At 33.0% G+C, this 22,331-nt stretch carries 17 protein-coding genes and 2 tRNA genes; 9 read left to right on the forward strand and 10 right to left on the reverse strand.

All coding sequences use genetic code 11. The features are described 5' to 3' along the window. Positions 1-169 precede the first annotated feature (169 nt). Entirely contained in the window at positions 170-1,948 is a 1,779-nt protein-coding gene (argS, locus tag NLJ00_RS01570) for an arginine--tRNA ligase (RefSeq protein WP_180860781.1), read from the reverse strand. A 325-nt stretch (positions 1,949-2,273) separates the two neighbouring features. Between argS and NLJ00_RS01575 the strand changes: the two genes are divergently transcribed. Beyond that, positions 2,274-4,679 (forward strand): TonB-dependent receptor domain-containing protein, encoded by a 2,406-nt coding sequence (locus NLJ00_RS01575; protein ID WP_053472437.1) that lies wholly within the window; start codon positions 2,274-2,276, stop codon positions 4,677-4,679. 101 nt (positions 4,680-4,780) lie between these two features. Here NLJ00_RS01575 and NLJ00_RS01580 read toward each other — a convergent pair whose 3' ends face one another. Beyond that, positions 4,781-5,452, reverse strand: coding sequence for a copper homeostasis protein CutC (locus tag NLJ00_RS01580; RefSeq protein WP_180860784.1), 672 nt, complete (start codon positions 5,450-5,452; stop codon positions 4,781-4,783). 180 nt (positions 5,453-5,632) lie between these two features. Next, positions 5,633-6,640, reverse strand: a complete 1,008-nt coding sequence (locus tag NLJ00_RS01585) for a 3-oxoacyl-ACP synthase III family protein (RefSeq protein WP_232680849.1) — start codon at positions 6,638-6,640, stop codon at positions 5,633-5,635. A gap of 265 nt (positions 6,641-6,905) precedes the next feature. Here NLJ00_RS01585 and NLJ00_RS01590 point away from each other — a divergent pair, with 265 nt between their 5' ends. Further along, entirely contained in the window at positions 6,906-9,317 is a 2,412-nt protein-coding gene (locus NLJ00_RS01590) for an alpha/beta hydrolase family protein (protein WP_256636038.1), read from the forward strand. Positions 9,318-9,428: 111 nt separating this feature from the next. Here the strand turns inward: NLJ00_RS01590 and NLJ00_RS01595 are convergent, their stop codons facing one another. The 3 genes from NLJ00_RS01595 to NLJ00_RS01605 form a co-directional block, all read right to left on the reverse strand. Continuing rightward, on the reverse strand, positions 9,429-10,379 hold the full coding sequence (locus NLJ00_RS01595) for an ABC transporter ATP-binding protein (protein WP_256636039.1): 951 nt from the start codon (positions 10,377-10,379) through the stop codon (positions 9,429-9,431). A 105-nt stretch (positions 10,380-10,484) separates the two neighbouring features. Next, the gene (locus NLJ00_RS01600; protein ID WP_053472441.1) at positions 10,485-11,180 is read right to left on the reverse strand and encodes an OmpA family protein; all 696 of its coding nucleotides are present in this window, start codon (positions 11,178-11,180) and stop codon (positions 10,485-10,487) included. A gap of 17 nt (positions 11,181-11,197) precedes the next feature. Next, a complete protein-coding gene (locus NLJ00_RS01605; protein WP_053472453.1) occupies positions 11,198-11,698 on the reverse strand; it encodes a lipocalin family protein in 501 nt (166 codons plus the stop codon). Between the two features lie 202 nt (positions 11,699-11,900). On the opposite strand from NLJ00_RS01605, the gene htpG reads away from it, so the two are divergent. From htpG to NLJ00_RS01640, 7 genes are all read left to right on the forward strand, one after another. After that, entirely contained in the window at positions 11,901-13,784 is a 1,884-nt protein-coding gene (gene htpG / locus NLJ00_RS01610; protein ID WP_053472442.1) for a molecular chaperone HtpG, read from the forward strand. 197 nt (positions 13,785-13,981) lie between these two features. Next, a complete protein-coding gene (locus NLJ00_RS01615) occupies positions 13,982-14,335 on the forward strand; it encodes a hypothetical protein (protein ID WP_256636040.1) in 354 nt (117 codons plus the stop codon). After that, on the forward strand, positions 14,332-15,633 hold the full coding sequence (locus tag NLJ00_RS01620; RefSeq protein WP_256636041.1) for a hypothetical protein: 1,302 nt from the start codon (positions 14,332-14,334) through the stop codon (positions 15,631-15,633). The genes NLJ00_RS01615 and NLJ00_RS01620 overlap by 4 nt, the downstream gene beginning before the upstream one ends. Positions 15,634-15,862: 229 nt before the next feature. Then, positions 15,863-17,134, forward strand: a complete 1,272-nt coding sequence (locus NLJ00_RS01625) for a patatin-like phospholipase family protein (RefSeq protein ID WP_256636042.1) — start codon at positions 15,863-15,865, stop codon at positions 17,132-17,134. A gap of 125 nt (positions 17,135-17,259) precedes the next feature. After that, entirely contained in the window at positions 17,260-18,081 is an 822-nt protein-coding gene (locus tag NLJ00_RS01630; protein ID WP_256636043.1) for a hypothetical protein, read from the forward strand. Between the two features lie 134 nt (positions 18,082-18,215). Then, entirely contained in the window at positions 18,216-18,950 is a 735-nt protein-coding gene (locus NLJ00_RS01635; protein WP_256636044.1) for a DUF4369 domain-containing protein, read from the forward strand. A 215-nt stretch (positions 18,951-19,165) separates the two neighbouring features. Next, positions 19,166-20,422 (forward strand): hydroxymethylglutaryl-CoA reductase, encoded by a 1,257-nt coding sequence (locus tag NLJ00_RS01640; protein ID WP_256636045.1) that lies wholly within the window; start codon positions 19,166-19,168, stop codon positions 20,420-20,422. A 244-nt stretch (positions 20,423-20,666) separates the two neighbouring features. On the opposite strand, the gene NLJ00_RS01645 is transcribed toward NLJ00_RS01640, so the two are convergent. The 4 genes from NLJ00_RS01645 to NLJ00_RS01660 all read right to left on the reverse strand — a co-directional run bounded on the left by NLJ00_RS01645 (position 20,667) and on the right by NLJ00_RS01660 (position 22,301). Further along, positions 20,667-20,740 (reverse strand) — tRNA-Thr (locus tag NLJ00_RS01645). Between the two features lie 115 nt (positions 20,741-20,855). Continuing rightward, positions 20,856-20,929: transfer RNA gene (locus NLJ00_RS01650), tRNA-Thr, on the reverse strand. Between the two features lie 76 nt (positions 20,930-21,005). Continuing rightward, a complete protein-coding gene (locus tag NLJ00_RS01655; RefSeq protein ID WP_012022371.1) occupies positions 21,006-21,272 on the reverse strand; it encodes a hypothetical protein in 267 nt (88 codons plus the stop codon). Positions 21,273-21,329: 57 nt separating this feature from the next. Further along, positions 21,330-22,301 carry a type I phosphomannose isomerase catalytic subunit gene (locus tag NLJ00_RS01660; protein WP_053470928.1) on the reverse strand — a complete coding sequence of 324 codons (972 nt, stop codon included), beginning with the start codon at positions 22,299-22,301 and terminating at the stop codon, positions 21,330-21,332. Positions 22,302-22,331 lie beyond the last annotated feature (30 nt).

A 22,331-nucleotide genomic window follows, 5' to 3' on the forward strand; every position in this document is an offset into this window, starting at 1 on the left:
ATTTGCGAGCGCAAAATTAACATGAATTATCTTTAATTCATATACGAAAGCGATATTTAACTTAAAATATGTCTTATCTTATTATTTTTCATCCTTTTAGTGAACAATTCTAAAACAAAAAGCCGATAGTTTAAAACTATCGGCTTTTTTAAATTCTTGTAAAAATTTTTTACATTCTTTCCGGAACTTCAATTCCTAATAACGTAAAAGCAGATTTTATAACTTCGGCAACTTTCTGCGAAAGCTGTACTCTGAAAATCTTTTTTGTCAAATCAACTTCACCTAAAATATGCACAGATTGATAAAACGAATTATATTCTTTTACTAAATCATAAGTATAGTTTGCAATTAATGCCGGACTATGATTTTGTGCTGCATTTTGAATTACTTCCGGGAAAAGTTCGATTTGTTTTACCAGTTCTTTTTCTTTTTCGTGAAGCTCTTCAATATTTGTTTTTTCAGAAAAATCAAAATCGGCTTTACGGATAATGGATTGAATTCTGGCGTAAGTATATTGAATAAACGGACCTGTATTTCCTGCAAAATCTACAGATTCTTCGGGATTAAACAGAATACGTTTTTTAGGATCCACTTTTAAAATGTAATATTTCAAAGCACCAAGACCAATTGTTTTATACAATTTTGCTTTTTCATCGGCAGAATAGCTGTCTAATTTTCCTAGATCTTCAGAAATTTGTTTGGCTGTATCTGTCATGTCCTGCATTAAATCATCAGCATCTACAACTGTTCCTTCACGGCTTTTCATTTTTCCGGAAGGTAAATCAACCATTCCGTACGATAAATGATATAGACTTGAAGCCCAGTCAAAGCCCAATTTTTTCAGAATCAAAAACAAAACTTTAAAGTGATAATCCTGCTCGTTACCAACAGTGTAAACCATTCCGCCAACATCTGGCATATCTTTTACACGCTGAATTGCTGTTCCAATATCCTGTGTCATATAAACCGCAGTTCCGTCAGAACGCAATACAATTTTACGATCAAGACCTTCATCTGTCAAATCAATCCAAACAGAACCATCCGGATCTTTTTCAAAAACACCTTTATCAAGACCAACCTGAACAACATCTTTACCTAATAAATAAGTATTGCTTTCGTAATAATATTTATCAAAATTAACTCCAAGATTAGTGTAAGTAGTTGCAAAACCGTCATAAACCCATTGGTTCATTTTTTTCCAAAGTGCAATAACAGCTTCATCTCCAGCTTCCCATTTCTTAAGCATTTCCTGCGCTTCAATAATAATTGGCGCTTGTTTTTTTGCTTCTTCTTCGGTTTTACCGGTTTCTATTAATTGGTTGATTTCTGCTTTGTAAGCTTTATCAAACTCAACATAATATTTACCTACTAATTTATCACCTTTTAAATCTGAACTTTCCGGAGTTTCTCCGTTTCCGAATTTCTCCCACGCCAGCATCGATTTACAAATATGGATTCCACGATCGTTGATAATCTGTGTTTTGTATACTTTTTTACCAGATGCTTTAATAATTTCTGCAACAGAATATCCTAACAAATTGTTACGAACGTGTCCTAAGTGTAAAGGTTTATTGGTGTTTGGCGAAGAATATTCAACCATAATTGCTTTATCGGCAGGATCTGGTGTTACATATCCAAACTTTTGATTATTTTTTATTTCATTGAAAAAATTCAGATAATAACTATCCGAAATTACAATATTCAAAAACCCCGAAACTACATTGAAACGAGCAACTTCAGAAACATTTTCAACTAAGTAGTTTCCAATTTTATTTCCTAATTCGGCAGGATTGCTTTTGATCACTTTTAACAAAGGAAAAATTACCATTGTAATATCGCCTTCAAACTCTTTTCTGGTAGTTTGAAACTCGATTTTATCAACAGAAACGTCAAATAATGCCTGTATTGCTTTTTGTATAGAAGGTGTAAGAATTTGTGATAATGACATGTAAACTTATTTTTAAAGTGAGCAAAGATACTGCTTATTCATCAATTACAGAAAATGAAAAACATATTAAATAATATAATCCTGTTAGAATTTCTTAAAAAACGTTTTGTTTTGAATGTTAAAATTATCAAAAAATCAAAACGCTAACCTGCTACAAAACAGAACTTCCCAAAAAAATAAAAAGTTTTTTTTACTTTTTATGTAACATATCGACAACAAAATAGTCTTAATAGAGACTTTAAATTTTATTTGAAGCAAAGAAAATCAAAACAAAAACAAAAAAACAACCTCATCATCAATCAAATCAAATAATCATTATCTCATTATGAAATTAAAATTCTTTCTGCTTGCATTACTGGGGGTAATTGCAACAGCACAAGCCCAGAATACCGGAACGGTCACGGGGAAAATTACCGAAAAATCAAACAATGCACCAATTTCTTACGCAACGGTTTCTCTTAAAGAAAACGGAAAAGTAGTATCAGGCGTTAATACAGATGATAACGGAGATTTTACTTTTAAAAACGTAGCGCTAAAAAGTTATACTATCGAAATTCAATATATTGGATTTAGAAAATATATTGGTTCTGTAATTTTAGCCGATAATAAAAAATCTGCAACTGTAAATGTTTCTCTTGAAGAAGAAGCAACTCAGCTTAAAGGAGTTAATATTGTTGCTGAACGTTCGACAATGGAACAAAAAATTGACCGAAAAGTTATTACTGTCGGGAAAGATTTGACAACTGCCGGAGCTTCTGCATCAGATATTATGAGCAATATTCCTTCTGTAAATGTGGATCAGGACGGAAAACTTTCGCTTCGCGGAAATGACAATGTTCGTGTATTAATTGACGGAAGACCTTCTAACATTGATCCTGCTCAGTTATTGAAACAAATTCCTTCAACTTCGATCAAAAAAATTGAGTTGATTACAAATCCTAGTGCAAAATACAATCCGGAAGGAATGTCTGGAATTATCAATATTATTTTACATAAAAATGCTAATACTGGTTTTAACGGAAGTTACAGCGGTGGTATTACTTTTGGAGAAACGGCAAAATACAATCAGTCTTTAGATTTAAACTATAAAACCGGAAAAGTAAATTTCTTTGGAAATGCAGGTAATAATTTTGGAACTTATTTTAACGATGGACATATCAAAAGATTAGATCAGGATGTGGTTCAAAAATTAGATATTTCTAATGACAATGATAACTATTTGTATAAAGTTGGAATGGATTATTTAATCAATGACCACAATACTTTATCATTTTATACCAATCAAAATAAATCAAAAGGAACTGGATTAGTAAATACAGATATTGATTACAATAACGGAGATCCGGATATTAAAAATATTTACCAAAAAGCGAGATACGAAGGTCCAAACGAAACCGGAACTTATAATTTAGCGTACAAACATATCTTTAAAAAAGAAGGTCATACTTTAGATTTTGAAGGGAACTTTAGTAATACCAGAGAAACTCAGGACGCAAGTTTTGACACTAAAACAACTAAGCCGGATAATACTGCCAACTCTCTTTTATATTCTGATTATATTAATGATAAAAGAAAATTAGGTACAGTAAACGTTGATTACGTAAATCCGTTAAATGACAAAACTACTCTTGAAGCAGGTGCTGAGGCAAGAATTACAAGAACTGACAATATTTACAACACAACCAATGCTGCATTTAGTAATTCTATTTATACTTATGATACAGATATTTATTCTGCATACGTAACTTTTGGTCAGAAATTCAAAAAATTCAGTTATCAGTTAGGAACTCGTTTTGAGAGTTATAAAGTTGCTGCTAATTTAAATCATGGTGAGACAAAATTTGATGATGACTATATTACATTATATCCATCAGCTTATTTAACTTATAACTTAAATGAGAAAAACGTGTTGCAATTAAGCTACAGCCGTCGTGTTGACAGACCAAGTTTAGAGCAGACAAAACCTATTCGTGAGTTTTCTACTCCATTAGTAACTTCATACGGAAATCAAGAATTAAGACCTCAGTTTACAAATTCTGTTGAAGTAAATTATACTAAAACTCTTGAAAAAGGAAGCATTACTGCGGGAGTTTTTGTAAGAAGTATTAACGATCAAATAAGCAGAACTTTAAGCCCAGATCCTAATGATGCTTCTGGTTACAAACAAATCTTAAGTTTTGCTAATTACGATCACAATAGCGCTTATGGTTTTGACATTTCTGCTAACTATAAAATTACTAAATGGTGGGATATCCAGCCTTCTGTTGACTTTTCTAGTATAAATCAACAAGGTGTTGTCTTCCAGTATGATCCTGCAACAAAATTAAGTTCACCTTTAGAACGCAGCGTAACAACTTCTGCATTTAATGCTCGTATGAACTCAAACTTTAAACCTACAAAACGTTTAAGCTTTTTATTATTCGGATTTTACAGAGGCGGAGTTGAAGAAATTCAACAACATAGAAATGAAATGTACAAAATGGATATTGGTTCACGCTATACATTGTTAGACAATAAGATGAATATCAGCGTACGTTTTAATGATGTTTTCAATACAATGAAATATTCATTTGACGGTGTTTATCCTTATCCTCAAACTGGTCAGTTTACCTGGGAAAGCCAAACGGTTTATTTAGGTTTAACTTACAACTTTGGTGGAGCAAAAATCAAAAAATTAGAGCGTAAACAAAGAGAAGAAAACACTAATCAAGGTGGTGGCGGAATGTTTTAATCACTGCTTTTATTAGAATCAATTTTAATATTTTTAAATAATTTTCTTGTAGAAAAAAGCCTGAAGTTTGCCAGCTTCAGGCTTTTTTATTTTTGCAAATACTATAGAAAATTTTTCAATTCTTTTATTTCTTCGGGATTTGCAGTTTCTGAATTGTTTGTAATTGCAGAGGAATGGTAAAAAGTCAAATCTAATCGTTCCTGTAATAATTTAATATTTGAAGATCGCAAACCGCCGCCCGGCATTATTTCGATTCTGTTTTTAGCAAGATCCTGAATTCGTTCCAAAGCCAAAATTCCTTCTTCTACATTTATCGCTTGTCCCGAAGTTAAAATAGTTTTAAACCCGCAATCGATAATATCTTCAAGAGATTTTTCTACATCTTTGACAACATCAAAAGCACGGTGAAAAGTACACGGAAGCGGGTGTGCCAAATGCACTAATTCCCTATTCTGTCTTTTATTAATATTACCGCTGTCTTTTAAAATTCCAAAAACAAAACCGTCAACGCCCAGTTTTTTATATTGTTTAATGTCTTGTTTCATTTCTACAAGCTCTTCATCAGAATAAACAAAATCGCCGCCTCGAGGTCTAATGATAACATGCATTTTAATATTTAAGCTTTCGCGGACTTTTACGACTAAGATTGAATTTGGAGTTGTTCCGCCAAGTTTCATGTTTTCGCATAACTCAATTCGATCTGCACCATTTTCCTGAGCTATTATGGCTGATTCGTAATTAAAACATGCTATTTCTAATTGATTTTTTTTCATTGTAATTATAATCTATTTTCTCATCGTTTGTCATTGCGAGGAACGAAGCAATCTCATTTCTAGTTAGTAACGTAATATTAGCCCTGAGATTGCTTCGTTCCTCGCAATGACAATACTAAAGTATAAAAAAACCTGCTCCAAAACGAAGCAGGTTTTAAATATAATGTAAGATGAATTAATTTACCATTTGATGATTGCACTTGCCCAGGTAAATCCACTACCAAAAGCGGCTAAGACAACGGTATCACCAGATTTGATTTTACCTTGTTCCCAAGCTTCTGTCAAAGCTATTGGAATAGATGCTGCAGTTGTGTTTCCGTATTTCTGGATATTGTTATGAACCTGATCATCAGTTAATTTGAATTTATTCTGAATGAACTGAGAAATTCTCAAATTAGCCTGATGCGGAATCAACATATCGATATCTGAAACCTGAAGTCCATTTGCTTCTAAACCTTCGTTGATAACTTCGGCAAAACGAACCACTGCATTTTTAAATACAAACTGACCGTTCATGTAAGGATAATAACTTTCGTCATTAGGGTCATTATCTGCTAAAATATCAGTTACCCAGCGCGCTCCCATTCCTGGTGCTTGCAAAGCCAATTCTTCGGCGTGCTGTCCTTCTGAATGTAAATGTGTAGATAAAATACCTTTTGTCAAATCTTCTTCACGGCTTAAAACTGCGGCTCCTGCTCCATCTCCAAAAATAACCGAAACCCCGCGTCCGCGAGTTGTCATATCTAATCCGGTTGAATGAACCTCAGAACCTATAACCAAAATATTTTTATACATTCCGGTTTTAATATATTGATCTGCAACAGAAATTGCGTAAACAAAACCAGAACATTGGTTTCTAACATCTAAAGCGCCAACGGTTCTTAATCCTAAATCACGCTGCACCAAAACTCCAGGTCCTGGAAAATAGTAATCCGGGCTTAATGTAGCAAAAACTACAAAATCAATATCTTCTTTGGCAACGCCAGAACGTTCTATAGCAATTTTAGCAGCTTTTACACCCATTGAAGTCGTAGTATCTTCTCCTCGAATGATATGTCTTCTCTCCTGAATCCCTGTTCGTTCCTGAATCCATTCGTCATTGGTATCCATTATCTTAGACAAATCATCGTTTGTCACAACATTTGAAGGAACATAATATCCTAAGCCTGCTATTTTTGAATGATACATATAATATTGTTATTTGTTAAAAATTTAGAATGCAAATTTACGTATACTTTAAAACATAAGAGTACAAAATACTATTTTTTTCGGTATTAGCAATTTAATATACTTTAATTATCAGACTGTTTAAAAACAATTACTTTTTGAAAAACCAGTTTATTGAGGAATTCATTGAAAAGAATGAAAAATAAGATTTAAAATGTAACAAGACTAAAGTATCTTAGACAAACATTTTGAATACCATTTTTTTTAAACCCAAAAAATTCAACTCATGAAATTAAAGGTTACGTTGTTCTTATTTTTAAATATAGGTTTTTTCTCTTTTGCTCAGGAGAATTTAACTTACCAAAAGCCTTCTAAATCTATTTTAGATCTGGCCGATTACCAAAGAGCTCCAACCGTTTCAATGGATACAAAAAAAGAAAATATGCTTTTATTGTACCGAAACACATACAAAACGCTCGACGATTTGAATCAGGACGAAATTCGTTTAGCCGGAATACGAATTAATCCCGTTACTAATATATCAAGTACAGTAACGTATGTTACGAATTTAAAACTTAGAAAAATAAATGGTAAAGACGAAATTCAGGTTTCTGGTTTGCCGCAAAATCCAAAAATCGCGAATATTCTTTGGTCGCCAAACGATAAAAAAATCCTGTTTTCTCACACTACAAATACGGGTGTTGAACTTTGGGTTTTAGATGTAGCATCGGCACAGGCCACAAAACTTACGGAAGCAAATGTAAATGCCAATCTTGGAAATCCGTTTAATTGGTTTTCAGACAATGAAACAATTTTGGTAAAAATGCTTCCAAAAAACAGACAGCCGCTTTTAGATTCTAAAAAAGATTTACCAACCGGACCTATTATTTCTAATACATCTGGAGAAAAATCTCAAAACAGAACGTATCCTGATATGTTGAAAAACAAAAATGACGAAGCTAATTTTGAAACCAGCGTTACATCTGAATTATACAAAGTCAAATTAGATGGTGATGCTGTTTTATTTAAAGAAGCTGCGATGTTTGCGGGCGAGAAAATTTCGCCAGACGGCAATTATATTATGCTGACTACCATTCAAAAACCATTTTCGTATGTTGTGCCTTTAAACAGATTTCCTTCTAAAACGATTGTTTACGACATTAGAGGAAAAGAAATAAAAACGGTTAACGAAGTCCCGCTGAATGAAATTATGCCAAAAGGTTTTATGGCTGTTCGAAAAGGAAAAAGGGAAATGGCCTGGAGAAATGACAAACCTGCAACATTATCATACGTAACAGCTTTAGATGAAGGAGATCCTGCAAACAAAGTAGATTTTAGAGACGAAGTTTTTCTTTGGGATGCACCTTTTGATAAAGAAGCTGCATCATTAGTCAAAACACTTCAGCGTTTTAATACCATTACTTGGGGAAATGACAATGTTGCCGTTGTTTCTGATGAATGGTACGATACCCGAAATGAGAAAACGTATTTGATAAATCCTTCAGATGCAAATCAACAGCCAAAATTAATAACTGATAGAAATTCACAAGATGTTTACTCTGATCCCGGCGTTTTCGAAACCAGAAAGAATGAATACAACAAATATGTTTTAGCTCTTGAAAAAGATAATTTATACCGAATTGGAGATGGCTACACTAAAGATGGCCAGTTTCCTTTTGTTGATGAATTTAATTTAAAAACACTAAAATCAAAACGTGTTTATACTTCGCCTTACAAGGATAAAAAAGAAGAAATTTTAGAAATTGAAGATTATAAATCAGGTAAAGTTCTGGTTCAGATTCAATCAAAAACAGAATATCCAAATTACTTTTTCAGAAACATTAAAAAACCAAATAGTTTAACTGCAATAACTGATTTCAAAAACCCATTTGAAAGCATTAAAAATGTCAGCAAAGAGGTAATTAAATACAAACGCAAAGATGGGCTGGAACTTTCGGGAACTTTATACCTTCCTGCAGGTTATGACAAGGCTAAAAAAGAAAAACTGCCTTTATTAATCTGGGCTTATCCGGCAGAATATAAAGACAGAAACAGCGCTGGCCAGTCTACCCAAAATTCAAATGAATTTACGTTTCCGTATTATGGATCGTTTGTGTATTGGGTTACAAAAGGATATGTTGTTTTAGATGATGCTGCTTTCCCAATTATTGGCGAAGGAACTACAGAACCAAACGACAATTTTATTTCTCAATTAGTAGACAATGCCGAAGCCGCAATTAATGCAGTAGATGCTCTGGGATATATTAATCGTAAAAAAGTTGCCATTGGCGGACATTCATACGGTGCATTTATGACTGCAAATTTATTGACCCATTCTAATCTTTTTGCCTGCGGAATTGCGCGAAGCGGTGCTTATAACAGAACACTGACGCCTTTCGGATTTCAATCAGAACAGCGTAATTACTGGGAAGTACCAGAAGTTTACAATACTATGTCACCATTTATGAATGCAGAAAAAATGAAAACGCCAATTTTATTGGTTCATGGCGAAGCTGATAATAACCCGGGGACTTTTACTTTGCAGACAGAACGTTATTTTCAGGCTTTAAAAGGTTTGGGAGCGCCTGCAAGAATGGTGATTTTACCAAAAGAAGCACATGGTTATGTAGCCAAAGAAAATATCCTGCACGTACTTTGGGAACAAGATCAGTTTTTAGAGAAGTATTTGAAAAACTAATTTATTTCTTAAACGATTATAAAAAGTAAACCCGACAGTTTCAAAAACTTGTCGGGTTTATTTTTTTTAAGATCAAAAATTATCTAATTATCTAATTGGCAAATTACCTCATTAAAGATAATTCAGGCCAAGAAATATTTCCTGTTCAAGCGGTAAATCAATTTCACTTTCAAAAAATATTAACTGTCTTTTGTATACGGTTTCAACTAAATAATGTCCTCCCCTAAAATAAGTTCTTCTAATTTTTACCGGAAGTTTAGATTCTGAAACCATTTTAAACTGATGCGGATACACTAATGTTTTATGAGTTTCATCTTCGTAAGGAAGCAATAAATGTGTAGCAACTTCATTTACTTCTCCAAATAATGAAGCTACATATTTAGTCTGTGGATCTTCGTATATTTTTGCCGGATCGCCTTTTACGATAATTTCTCCGTGTCGCATTACAATCGCTTCATCTGCAAAAGATAAAGCATCTGTACTGTCATGCGTAGCAATAATACAGGTGATTCCTTTTTGTTTTAAATATTTAAATAAGTTTCTGCGTAAAGCATTTTTACGAAAAGCATCAATCTGGCTGAAAGGTTCGTCAAGCAAAATTACTTCTGGCTCTAAAGCTAAAACTCTCACCAAAGCTACTCTCTGCTGTTGCCCTCCGCTTAAAAACTTGGCTTTAACATTAGAAAATTGTTCCATTTCTACCATCTCTAACAATTCCTGAACACGAAGTCTTTTCATGTTTGCAAAACCGTTTGAAAGAAACTTTCCAACATTTTCTGCCACAGTTTCATATGGAGACAAATCGAAATCCTGCGCCAGATATTTCATATAAGGCATTCCGGGAATCAAATTGTATTTTGGCCCCAGAATAGGTTTTTCGTTATAAAATATTTTACCTTCGTCTAAATCGAACAAACCGTACATAAGCTTTAACAGCGTACTTTTTCCACAACCGCTTTCGCCAATAATGGCAATATTTTCGCCTTTATTGATCGAAAAAGAAACATTATTTATAACTGGTTTATCAGTATACGAAAAAGATATATTTTGAATATCAAGCATGTGTTGTAATTAGAGAGGTCAAATTTACGATGTTTAATTTCTAAAGTCAAAAAAAAGCTGCTTCAATTATGAAACAGCTTTTTTTATATTTTATTTTATCTGAAATTACTTTCCAGCTTCAGCTTTTGCATCGTTAACCATTTTGTCATTTGCTGTAATAGAGAATTCTACACGACGGTTTTGAGCTCTTCCTTCCGGAGTATCATTTGTTGCAATAGGATCAACAATACCTAAACCTGAAGTTTTAAAACGGCTTGATTTTAATCCTTTTGAAACTAAATAAGACTGTACAGAAGCAGCTCTTTGTCCAGAAAGTGTCAAATTATATTCTGGTTTACCTGTATTATCAGTATAACCAAAGATTTGAATATCAGTATCTCCGTACTCATTAAAAACAGGAACTAATTTATCTAAGTTTGCTTTTGCCTGAGGAGTTAAAGTTGATTTGTTTGTATCAAAACGAACAGCGTTTTCATTTAAAGTTAAGTGAATTCCTTCACCTACTCTTTCTACAGACGCACCTGGTAAAGCCTGATCAATTTCACGGGCTTGTTTATCCATTTTGTTACCAATTAAGGCTCCGGTTCCACCACCTACAGCAGCTCCAATTGCAGCTCCTAACGCAGCGTTTCCGCCTTTTCCTAAATTATTTCCTAAAATACCTCCAATAATACCACCGGCAACTACACCAATTCCGGCACCTTTTTGAGTATTGTTTGCGTTTTTAACTGAATCGCAGCTTGTAAATAAACTAACTAATACAAGTAAACTACTTAAACCTAAAACTGTTATCTTTTTCATTTTTATCCTTTTTAATATTAATTAGCTCTTTGAAATTGGTACGTAACATCTTTTGTTTGTCCGCCAACATTGATATTGTCGATTAACTGAAAAGAGTTATCCGTTAAACCTGCAACTTTTAGTAAATACCCAGATTTTACATTTTTAGATTTCAATCCCGGATCTACAATTTTAAGAACAAAAAGTCCCTGATTGTTAATACTCCAAACAATTGGAGAAGTAAAAGCTGTACAATTTGGAGAATTTAGATTCATTGTACCTTTGTTATTATTTGAAATAAAATTCCAGGTACTGCCAATAAAACATTTAGAATCTGCAAGATCAAATGAAGTTACTTTAATATAATCAGAACCTGCATAAGATACATTAGTAAGTACCCAGTTCCCTTTAATAGCGACTTGAGTAGGTCTGTCAAGTTTAGTCGAAAGCGTTGTTGCTTCTGTTGAAGCTGTAGACGAAGATGATTTGCACGCGAATAACACTGTAGCAATCATGCAAATGAAAATTATTTTCTTCATTTTGTACATTTATTTAAGTTAATACTTACACCTTTAACAATTAGTGTACCACAAATATACGATTCATTAAAATATTAACAGTTCCAAAATCTAATTATTTTCTTTCAAAATTAACATTTACGACAATTTGTCACCTAAAAAAAATTGGTATTTTATTTGACTAAATGAAAATCATCAAGTTAAATTCAAAAAATAAAAAAATATGACAACAGGTAAAATTAATGTTTCAGTAGAAAACATCTTTCCCTTAATCAAAAAGTTCTTATACAGCGATCACGAAATCTTTTTACGTGAGCTGGTTTCAAACGGAACTGATGCTACATTAAAGTTAAAACATTTAATTAGTATTGGCGAAGCAAAAGTAGAATATGGAAATCCGGTTATCGAAATTAAAGTAGATAAGGAAGGAAAAAAAATCCATATTATCGACCAGGGATTAGGTATGACAGCTGATGAAGTTGAAAAATACATCAACCAGGTTGCTTTTTCCGGAGCTGAAGAATTTTTAGATAAATACAAAGATTCTGCAAAAGATTCTGGAATTATTGGTCACTTTGGTCTTGGTTTCTATTCTGCCTTTATGGTTGCAGAAAAAGTAGAAATCATTACAAAATCATACAAAGATGAACCTGCTGCACACTGGACTTGTGACGGAAGCCCTGAATTTACTTTAGAGCCGGCTGACAAAACTTCACGTGGTACAGAAATCATTTTGCACATTGCTGAAGATTCTTTAGAATTTTTAGAAGATTCTAAAATCAGCGGTTTATTGAATAAGTATAATAAGTTTATGCCTATTCCAATTAAATTTGGAACAAGAACAGAAACACTTCCAAAACCAGAAGACGCTCCGGAAGATTACGTTAATGAAACTATTGAACTTGATAATATCATTAATAACCCAAATCCGGCTTGGACAAAACAGCCTTCTGAATTGTCTGATGAAGATTACAAAAACTTCTACAGAGAATTGTATCCAATGCAGTTTGAAGATCCTTTGTTCAACATTCACTTAAACGTAGATTATCCGTTTAACTTAACTGGTATTTTGTATTTCCCAAAGTTAGGTTCAGACATGCAAATCCAGAAAGATAAAATTCAATTGTACCAAAACCAGGTTTACGTTACAGATAACGTAGAAGGGATTGTACCTGAATTTTTGACAATGTTAAAAGGAGTTATCGATTCACCGGATATTCCGTTAAACGTTTCTCGTTCTGGTTTACAAGCTGATGGTGCGGTTAAGAAAATCTCTAACTACATTACGCGTAAAGTAGCTGATAAATTAAAAGCTTTATTTAACGAAAACCGTGCTGATTTTGAAGCAAAATGGAATGATATTAAAATCGTTTTAGAGTACGGAATGCTTTCTGAAGATAAATTCTACGAAAAAGCTGGTGCGTTTGTTTTATACCCAACGGTTGACGATACTTACTTTACTTTAGAAGAATTAAAAGAAAAACTAAAAGAAAACCAAACAGATAAAGATGGTAAATTAGTTATTCTTTATGCCGGTAACAAAGATGCTCAGCACTCTTATATTGAAGCAGCAAAAGAAAAAGGATACGAAGTATTGCTTTTAGACTCACCAATTATCTCGCATTTAATTCAAAAAATTGAAGGCGATAACAGTGATTTGACTTTCGTTCGTGTAGATTCTGATCATATTGATAACTTAATCAAAAAAGACGAAAACACGATTTCTAAATTATCTGATGAAGAAAAAGCAGCATTAAAAACTTCATTAGAAGCTTATATTCCTAAAGCATACAGCGTTCAGCTGGAAGCTATGGACAGCCAGGCAGCTCCATTTATTATTACGCAGCCAGAATTTATGCGTAGAATGAAAGAAATGAGCCAAACAGGCGGCGGCGGAATGTTCGGAATGGGAAATATGCCGGAAATGTACAATTTGGTTGTAAACACTAATTCTGATTTAGCTTCAAGTATTTTAAATACAGAAGATAAAACGCATCAGGAACATTTGGTAAAACAAGCTTTAGACTTAGCTAAGTTATCTCAAAACCTTTTAAAAGGTGAAGCGTTGACTGCTTTTGTAAAAAGAAGTTTTGAAATGATCAAATAAGATTAAATAATAATCTCTCCAAAAGCCTGCAAGTTTTTACTTGCGGGCTTTTTTATTTTACGCTGAAACGGTTAATTATTAAGTGTGAGTTAATTCTTTAAAAAACAAGTATTTGTACGTACCTTAAAAATGATATTTTATGTAATTTTATTTCGAAATATAACAACCTCAGAAAAAACATTTAACTAACCAAAACTATGAGAAAAATATACCGTTACGAAAAATTATCGTACACAGCCGAAGCAGAAGAAGAAATTACTTTTAAAGTCAAATTTATATCGGATGGAAACATTGGTCATACCGTAATTAACATTCCTGGAAATAATGATCCGGAAATTGCCAATTCCGGAAAAGCAGTATTAGGAAATATAGAATCCCTTCTCTCAGAAAAAACATTTGTCGTTTCAGATATCGCAAATCCAATACCACAAGAAGACAAAATAATTATTGAATATTACATCAACGAAAAATTACTAAAAAGTCATAGTAATGATAAAAGTGAAACAGATCGTCCTTATGTCATTTTAACAATTAAATTTTCTGTAAAATGAAAAACTGGATATTAATTTTCCTGATTTCTTTTGGTACAATACAGGCTCAAAAAAAACTGGACGCACTTACCACTCCTTCATCTCCTGCGGCATCAATTTTAGGCATGCAGCCAAGTTCTATAATACAGCCTAAATCATATCGTGCTTTAGAAGCTGCACTTTTTACAAACTTTAGCGATAACAATGGCAACAGTATAATTCCTAACGATTTTGGCTTAGAATTTATGCCTTACTGGGCCACAGATCACGGCATTACAATAGAGGAATATCTTTATCCAAAAATCAATCTGAACCAAATCCTCCGAAATTCTTCTTTTTCGGTAGCTTCAACTCAAAATTTTTTACTGCAAGACAGTACAAAAACAAAAAGTATTGCTCTCGGGTATCGCACATCGATATTTTTTGGAAATGCGCAAGACAAAGAAATTATCAAACAACATATTGATAAACTTACTATCAACCAGCGCGTGGGTTCAAAAATCATGTCTCGACTTATTGAACTTGAATCTAAATTTCATTATAAAACAAAAGAAGAATATTTAACCGCTGTTCATGATTCTGTAACTATTCGTATTAATGAGGTTTTAGGTAAAAAATCAATAAAGCAAGCCGAAGAAATAACCAAAAACATCTACGATGCTGCTGAAAACCTCTCTTTTGACGAAAATAATACAGATGCGTTTTTTACTTCTTTTTTAGAATTAGTAGAATCTAAAATGATGGGAAGTTATGAGGAATTTAAAACTTACATTAAAGAACGACAAGGATTTAATCTTGATTTTGCTTACGCATTATCACTAAATTTCCCTACCAATGATTTTGAATATTCACAAGTACCGCGACAATCATTTTGGATAAATCCATCTTATAAATTCTCAGATAAAATTAGTTTTCTAAAAGCAATTGGCGTTTTACGTTATGAGTGGTACAATAAAAAATACTTCGAAAAATATTTCCCTGACACACAGGTTTATAAAAACAACTTTGATTACGGATTAGCAATATTAGGTGAGTTTAAAAAATTCTCTATAGAATTTGAAGCAACCGGCAGAAAAAGCAGTTCTCTCTCGGCCGCTGGTACAGATGGTTCTGGTAATACTTTGTATACAAAAGAAACAGCATCTGATTTTCAATACATAGGTACATTTAGCTACAGACTCACAGAACAAATTGCTCTATCGTATCAAATTGGAAGTTCGTTTAAACCTATATTCACAACAAACGGTACATTGATTTCACTACTTTCTCTAAACTTTGGCTTTGGAGGACCTAATACAACTGATGTTACAAAAGATTAGAAAATAGCAAGATTCTATTTTTTAAACCACTAAGGACAAAACTCAAAATCCTGCAGATTAATTTCTGCGGGATTTTTTTTGCTCTATACTAATTTCAAATATCTTAAAAAAGGGTAATTCTCCCCTTTTATGCCGATAATCGAATTTATAATTTTACATATCTGAAAATCAAACAATTAAATAAAATTATTTTGCAAAAAACAAACCTAAAACCTAAATTCTGGAAATCATGGAGAAAGAAAAGTTTATACACAATGGTGAAGTCTTATCGATTATAAAAGATTTAAAGGAACAAATTAAAGAGAAGAAAAAGAAATTCTCTGATATTGTAGATGCAAATGGTAACGAATATGTAGATTTAGTTCAGGAAGGCGGCGGAGTTCTTGGTGTTGCATTGGTTGGATATGTTTATGTTTTGGAACAAGTAGGAATTCGGTTTTTAAGTTTAGCCGGAACTTCTGCCGGAAGTATTAATACCATGCTTATGGCGGCTGCCGGACCAATTGATATTACAAAGTCAGAATGGATTTTAGAATGTTTATGTAACAAAAATTTATACGATTTTGTAGATGGCGATCATGATGCACGCGAATTTATTGACGCCTTATTAAGTGATGCCGGAAATCTTAAATTAGTTATGAAAGGCTGTCAGGTTGTAGATAATTTTAAAGATGATTTAGGATTAAATCCCGGTACTAATTTTCATCAATGGATGACAAATTTGCTTTCGCAGAAAGGAATTAAAAATTATGGCGATTTAAAAGCGCTGCGTGAAAAAGGGGTTTCAAACGACAATAAATTATTTAGAATTAACAAAGTAAAACTTGATGACAAAGAAGATTATACCAGAAAAGATCATTGGAGTGAAATAGCGATAATAACCGCAGATATTACTACAGAAAGCAAAATTATTTTCCCTAAAATGATCGACTTGTTTTATTCTAATCCGGATGTTCAAAATCCTGCCGATTTTGTGAGAGCTTCCATGTCGATTCCGCTATTCTTTACTCCGTTTAGAATTAAAAATATTCCCGGCGGTATTGAAGCCTGGAATAAATGGAACGAAGCAACATGTTTACGCGCCTCAGTTCCGTCAGAAGTTATGTTTATGGATGGCGGGATAATTTCAAACTTTCCTATTGATATTTTTCATGAGAATATGAATGTTCCGGCATCACCTACTTTTGGTATAAAACTGGGATATGATAAAAATGAAATCAACAAAAACGAAAAAATCACCAATGTAATAAGCTCTATGTTTGACACCGCGAGATTTGGTTATGATTCAGAATTTTTAAGAAAAAATCCCGATTTTAAAAACCTTATAGGATATATTGATACCGGAAATCACAACTGGCTGAATTTTAATCTTACTGATGATGCCAAAATTGATTTGTTCATTCGCGGAGCGCAAAAAGCGGCAGAGTTCTTAAACAAATTTGATTGGGAAGAATATAAAAAAATCAGAAAAGCCAAAAGCGAATATTACAAAACCGTCTAAAAACAATTGATTTACAAATAATTAAAAGCCAAAATCCTGAAAGTAGAATTTTCAGGATTTTTTTTGTGAATTATTTTTTTTATTACATTTGAATGCCTTTAATCTAATCTTAAACAAAAACCAATATGAAAAAAACGGCTATTTTACTTTTTGTAATGTTTGCTTCGGCATTTATTTATGTTTCATGTTCGAGCAGCGATGAAGTTGTCAATCAGGCAGACACAACTGCTGTCAGCGCATCTGTTGTAATTGACGCTATAAATGAAATGGATATTAAAACAGGATTAACCGTGTCAAATACAAATCCTGCGGCAAAACCATCTGAAGCTTCTCCCGAAGCTTGCTACAATATTGCAGTTACAACTCCAAACGGAACTCCTTATCCAAAAGTTTTTACTGTTGATTATGGTACAGGCTGTACGATAAATCAAATTACAAGAAAAGGAAAACTAAAAATTACGCTTTCTGGTCCGGTAATTACAACCGGAAGTAAAATGACGATAGAAAGAATCGATTATTCTATAAACGGATTTAAACTGGAAGGAACTATAGAATATACTAACACAACTACTGTTGCAACTGTACCGCAATGGAGCAGAAAGGTAACAAACGGAAAATTTACAGATTTACTGGGAAGAGTTTTTACAAATTCAGGAATACACACCATAAAACAAACTGCTGGTGTTGATACTCCATACGTATTAGAAGATAATATTTATGAAATGCCTGAAGGAACTCATACTGTAACTACAGAAAAAGGAGGAACTTTGACTTTAACTGTACAGGAAACCTTAGTTAAAAAATATTCCTGCGAGTATGTTTCTAAAGGAAAATTAAAAATTCAGGGCGGATATTTAAATGGTGTTATAGATTATGGAAACAATGACTGTGATGCCAAATATACGTATACGCATGAAGATGGAGCGATTTACACTTTAGTAATGTAACCAATTCATTTTTAAAAAAATATACAGATCCCAATTTAGAAATAGATTGGGATTTTTATTTTTTAGAAAAATTAACGGTGACTTATTTACATTCAAACTATTTTCTTTATTTTGCACCAAAATCCAATAAACTAATGAAAAAATCAATTATTGCCTTTGTTACTCTTGCACTGCTTGCATCGTGTAGCAAAAAAGAATCTGCTGCAGACAACTTACACCTTACAGGAAATATAAAAGGTTTAAAAACCGGAACTTTATATATTCAAAGAATTGTTGATACATCGCTTGTTGCTATCGACAGTGTTAAAATTGACGGAAATGCTTCTTTTGAAAGAGATATTAAATTAGAATCTCCAGAAATGCTTTATCTGTTTCTTGATCGCGGTGTAACGAATTCTTTAGACAATAATATTTTATTTTTTGCTGAACCCGGAAATATCAACATTGATACTAATTTAGATAATTTCATTTCGAGTGCAAAAATTACCGGATCTAAAAATCAGGAGTTATTTGAAGAATACAAAAAAGTAAATTCTCGTTTTATTGATGAGAATCTATCAATGGTTGAAGCAAGATTTAAAGCAATTAAAAGACAAGATCAAAAAGCGATTGACAGCATTGACGCTAAACAACAGTCAAATATCAAAAGAAAATATTTGTATGCTACAAACTTCGCCATTAACAACAAAGATCACGAAGTATCACCTTATATTGCTTTAGCAGAGATATATGATATTAATATCAAGTTTCTTGATACAATTCAAAAATCAATGACTCCAAAAGTAGCACAGTCACTTTACGGAAAAAAGCTTACCAAATATGTAGCTGAAATCAAAAAAGAAGAACAAAAAACAAACGTAAGTGAATAACAAACAATAACTTACAGTTAAAAATACTCGGTTTAAGTCAAAGTTTAATCCTGTTTTATTTAATAGAACAGGATTTTTTTATGCCTTTTTTCAAGCTTTAATCAAAATTAACATAAATATCTGACAATTAAACAATTATGAATTAAAAAGTCAGAATTTACATCGTTAATAAGTTGATTTGTAATACCTTAGCTGCAATCTTAAAAAAATAAGCTATGAAAAACTTAACCAGTAATATCAGTCGTCCAAAATATGATTATATAGATTCATCTGTTTTAGATAAATTGGAATCTTACGATCATCAACTTTCAAAAGCAGAAAGAATACCTGATCAGGATCCATATTCTATAAATGGTCAAAAACTACGTTTGAATTTCATACGAAGTACACTTAATTTAGACATGGACTTCATATCAGGTGAAAAAGTATTTAATAATAACGAAAGCCTAAAAGGCAATATTGAAAATTATATTGGAATGAGCCAGATTCCTACCGGAATTGTTGGTCCATTGATACTTAACGGAAGCGTTGCCCAGGGAGCTTTTTACATACCGCTTGCTACTACTGAGGGTGCACTTCTTGCCTCTTACAACAGAGGCGCAAAAGCATGTAGAGAATGCGGGCCAATAACCGTTATTACACTTCAGGAAGGTGTACAAAGAACACCAACTTTTAAATTTAAAAACTTACTTGAGGCAGGAAAGTTTTCATCATGGGTTATGGATCACACCGAAACATTTTCAGCCTTAACCAGAGAAAGCAGTAATTACGCCATTTTAAACGATGTAAATGTAAATATAGAAGGCAATATTTCAATTTTAAGATTAGAATATACCTCTGGCGATGCATCGGGTCAAAATATGGTTACCATCTGTTCAGACAGGATATGCCAGTTTATACTCGAAAACTGCCCAATAAAGCCCGTATTCTGGACTATTGAAGGTAATTTTTCGGGTGATAAAAAAATAAGTCCTTTAAACACAAGAGTTCGCGGAAAAAAAGTTACTGCTGAAATCGTGTTAAAAGAAGAGATCATTAAATCAGTATTAAAGACTACTCCGGCATTATTGTATGAACAATGGCGAATATGTGTTTCGGGTGCAAAAAAAGCCGGCGTAGTAGGAAGCGGCATGCATCCTTCTAACGGACTTGCGGCTTTGTTTATTGCCTGTGGACAAGATGTTGCCTGTACAGGTGAAGCTTCTGTTGCTGTCACAAGAATGGAAATAATCGAAAACAACGACATTTACTTTGCCATCACCATGTCTAATATGATTGTTGGCACAGTGGGCGGCGGCACTTCATTTCCTACCCAAAAAGAATGTCTTGAACTATTAGGCTGCTATGGCGCAGGAAAAAGCGGTAAACTTGCCGAAATTGCAATTGCTTTATGTTTAACAGGTGAGCTGTCAATTTTTGCAGCAATGTCTTCAGGACAATTTACAGCCGCTCATCAAAAATTAGGCAGATAAGATCATTTTTTGTCATTTCGACCGAAGGGAGAAATCGCACTAGAAATTCGACAAAGATTGGCGATTCTCTTTGTAGATTCCCGAGTGCGATTTCTCCCTTCGGTCGAAATGACAATACTTTGCGTTTATTTCTGAATGAATAAAAATATAACGTGTGTAAACCTCCGTTTGGAATTTGGAATTTAAAAAATTGGAATTTTTTTTGAGCATAAAAAAACCATCACAATCTGTGATGGTTTTTTTGAGCCGATAGAGGGACTCGAACCCACGACCTGCTGATTACAAATCAGCTGCTCTAGCCAGCTGAGCTACATCGGCCTATTTTTTTATTACGGGTGCAAAGATAAAATTGTTTTTTATATTTCCAAAAATAATTTCACACCTCTCTCTATAATTAAAAAAACCATCACATTTCTGTGATGGTTTTCCGTTGAGCCGATAGAGGGACTCGAACCCACGACCTGCTGATTACAAATCAGCTGCTCTAGCCAGCTGAGCTACATCGGCCTCATTACGGGTGCAAATATAAAGCGGTTTTTCGTTTTCCCAAAATAAATTTGCACTTTTTTACACTTTTTTTTGCTTACAATGCGTTGATTTTTTCAATCAATTGATTAGCAGTTTGTTCTAATTCAACATTGATTTGTTTGAAGTGTGCTTTTTTATTTTCAACGTTTTTAGCGTTAACTTTTGTAATCAAAGTATCAAATGCAGCGATAGCTTCATCGATTAAAGCATTCGTTTCCGGAGTAGGATTTCCTGTTGTAGACATCTCAAACAAATAAACTGCCTCAATAATATCTCCTAATACAAAATTGATGTCTTTCTTTAAATTCTTAACGTTTGCCATTTTTATTATAATTTTAATTTGCGTCTGCAAAAATACACATAATCTTTAGATTAAGTGCTATGAAATGTAAATTTCTAAAATTGAAGCTTTTCCGTTTAAATTAAATGCATTTATCGCAGCTGGAACTAAAACAGTATCTCCTTTTATATAAGTATGTTTGAATCCGTCGTATTCGATTTCAAAACTTCCCTCAATACACATATAAACCGTAAATGTTTCTCCAGATTTAGAAACTTCTACTTTATCTTCTAACGGAATAAGGTTTGTAGTGAAATAAGGACAATCAACAACTACGTTTGATGTGTTTGCTTTTGTATCGTATTTCTTTTGTGTATCAACTTTATTGTAGTTAATTGCATCAAGTGCTAAATCTACATGAAGTTCTCTTTTATTTCCCTGAGCATCTACACGATCAAAATCGTATAAACGATACGTAATATCAGATGTCTGCTGAATTTCTGCAACCACTAAACCGGCACCAATTGCGTGAACAGTTCCTGTTTCTAAAAAGAAAACGTCTCCGGCTTTTGCCTTTACACCATCTAAAATAGAAACTAAAGTATTATCATGTAAATGTTTTAAATATTCCTCTTTACTGGAGTTTTCTTTAAAACCAACAATAATTCTGGAATCAGTATCAGCCTGCATTACGTACCACATTTCGGTTTTACCAAATGAATTGTGACGTTCTTTTGCTAATTTATCGTTAGGATGAACCTGAATCGAAAGGTCTTCGCGTGCATCTAAATATTTAAAAAGTAATGGAAATTGTTTTCCGAAACGCTCGTAAACTCTTGTTCCTAAAATTTCATTTGGAGTTTCATCAATAAGCTCCATTAACGATTTTCCTTTTAAGTCTCCGTTAGCAACAGTACTTACATCGCCTTCGACTGTAGATAATTCCCAGCTTTCACCGGTAATTTTAGAAGTGATTGGTTTGTTTAATAATGTTTTTAATTTCTCTCCACCCCAGATTCTTTCTTTAAGGATTGGTTCAAATTGAAGCGGATATAATTTTTCTGGTTTCATAATTTTTTAAGTTTTTCGGCTAATATTATT

This window comes from Flavobacterium panici (genome assembly GCF_024499525.1).
GTDB lineage: Bacteria > Bacteroidota > Bacteroidia > Flavobacteriales > Flavobacteriaceae > Flavobacterium > Flavobacterium panici.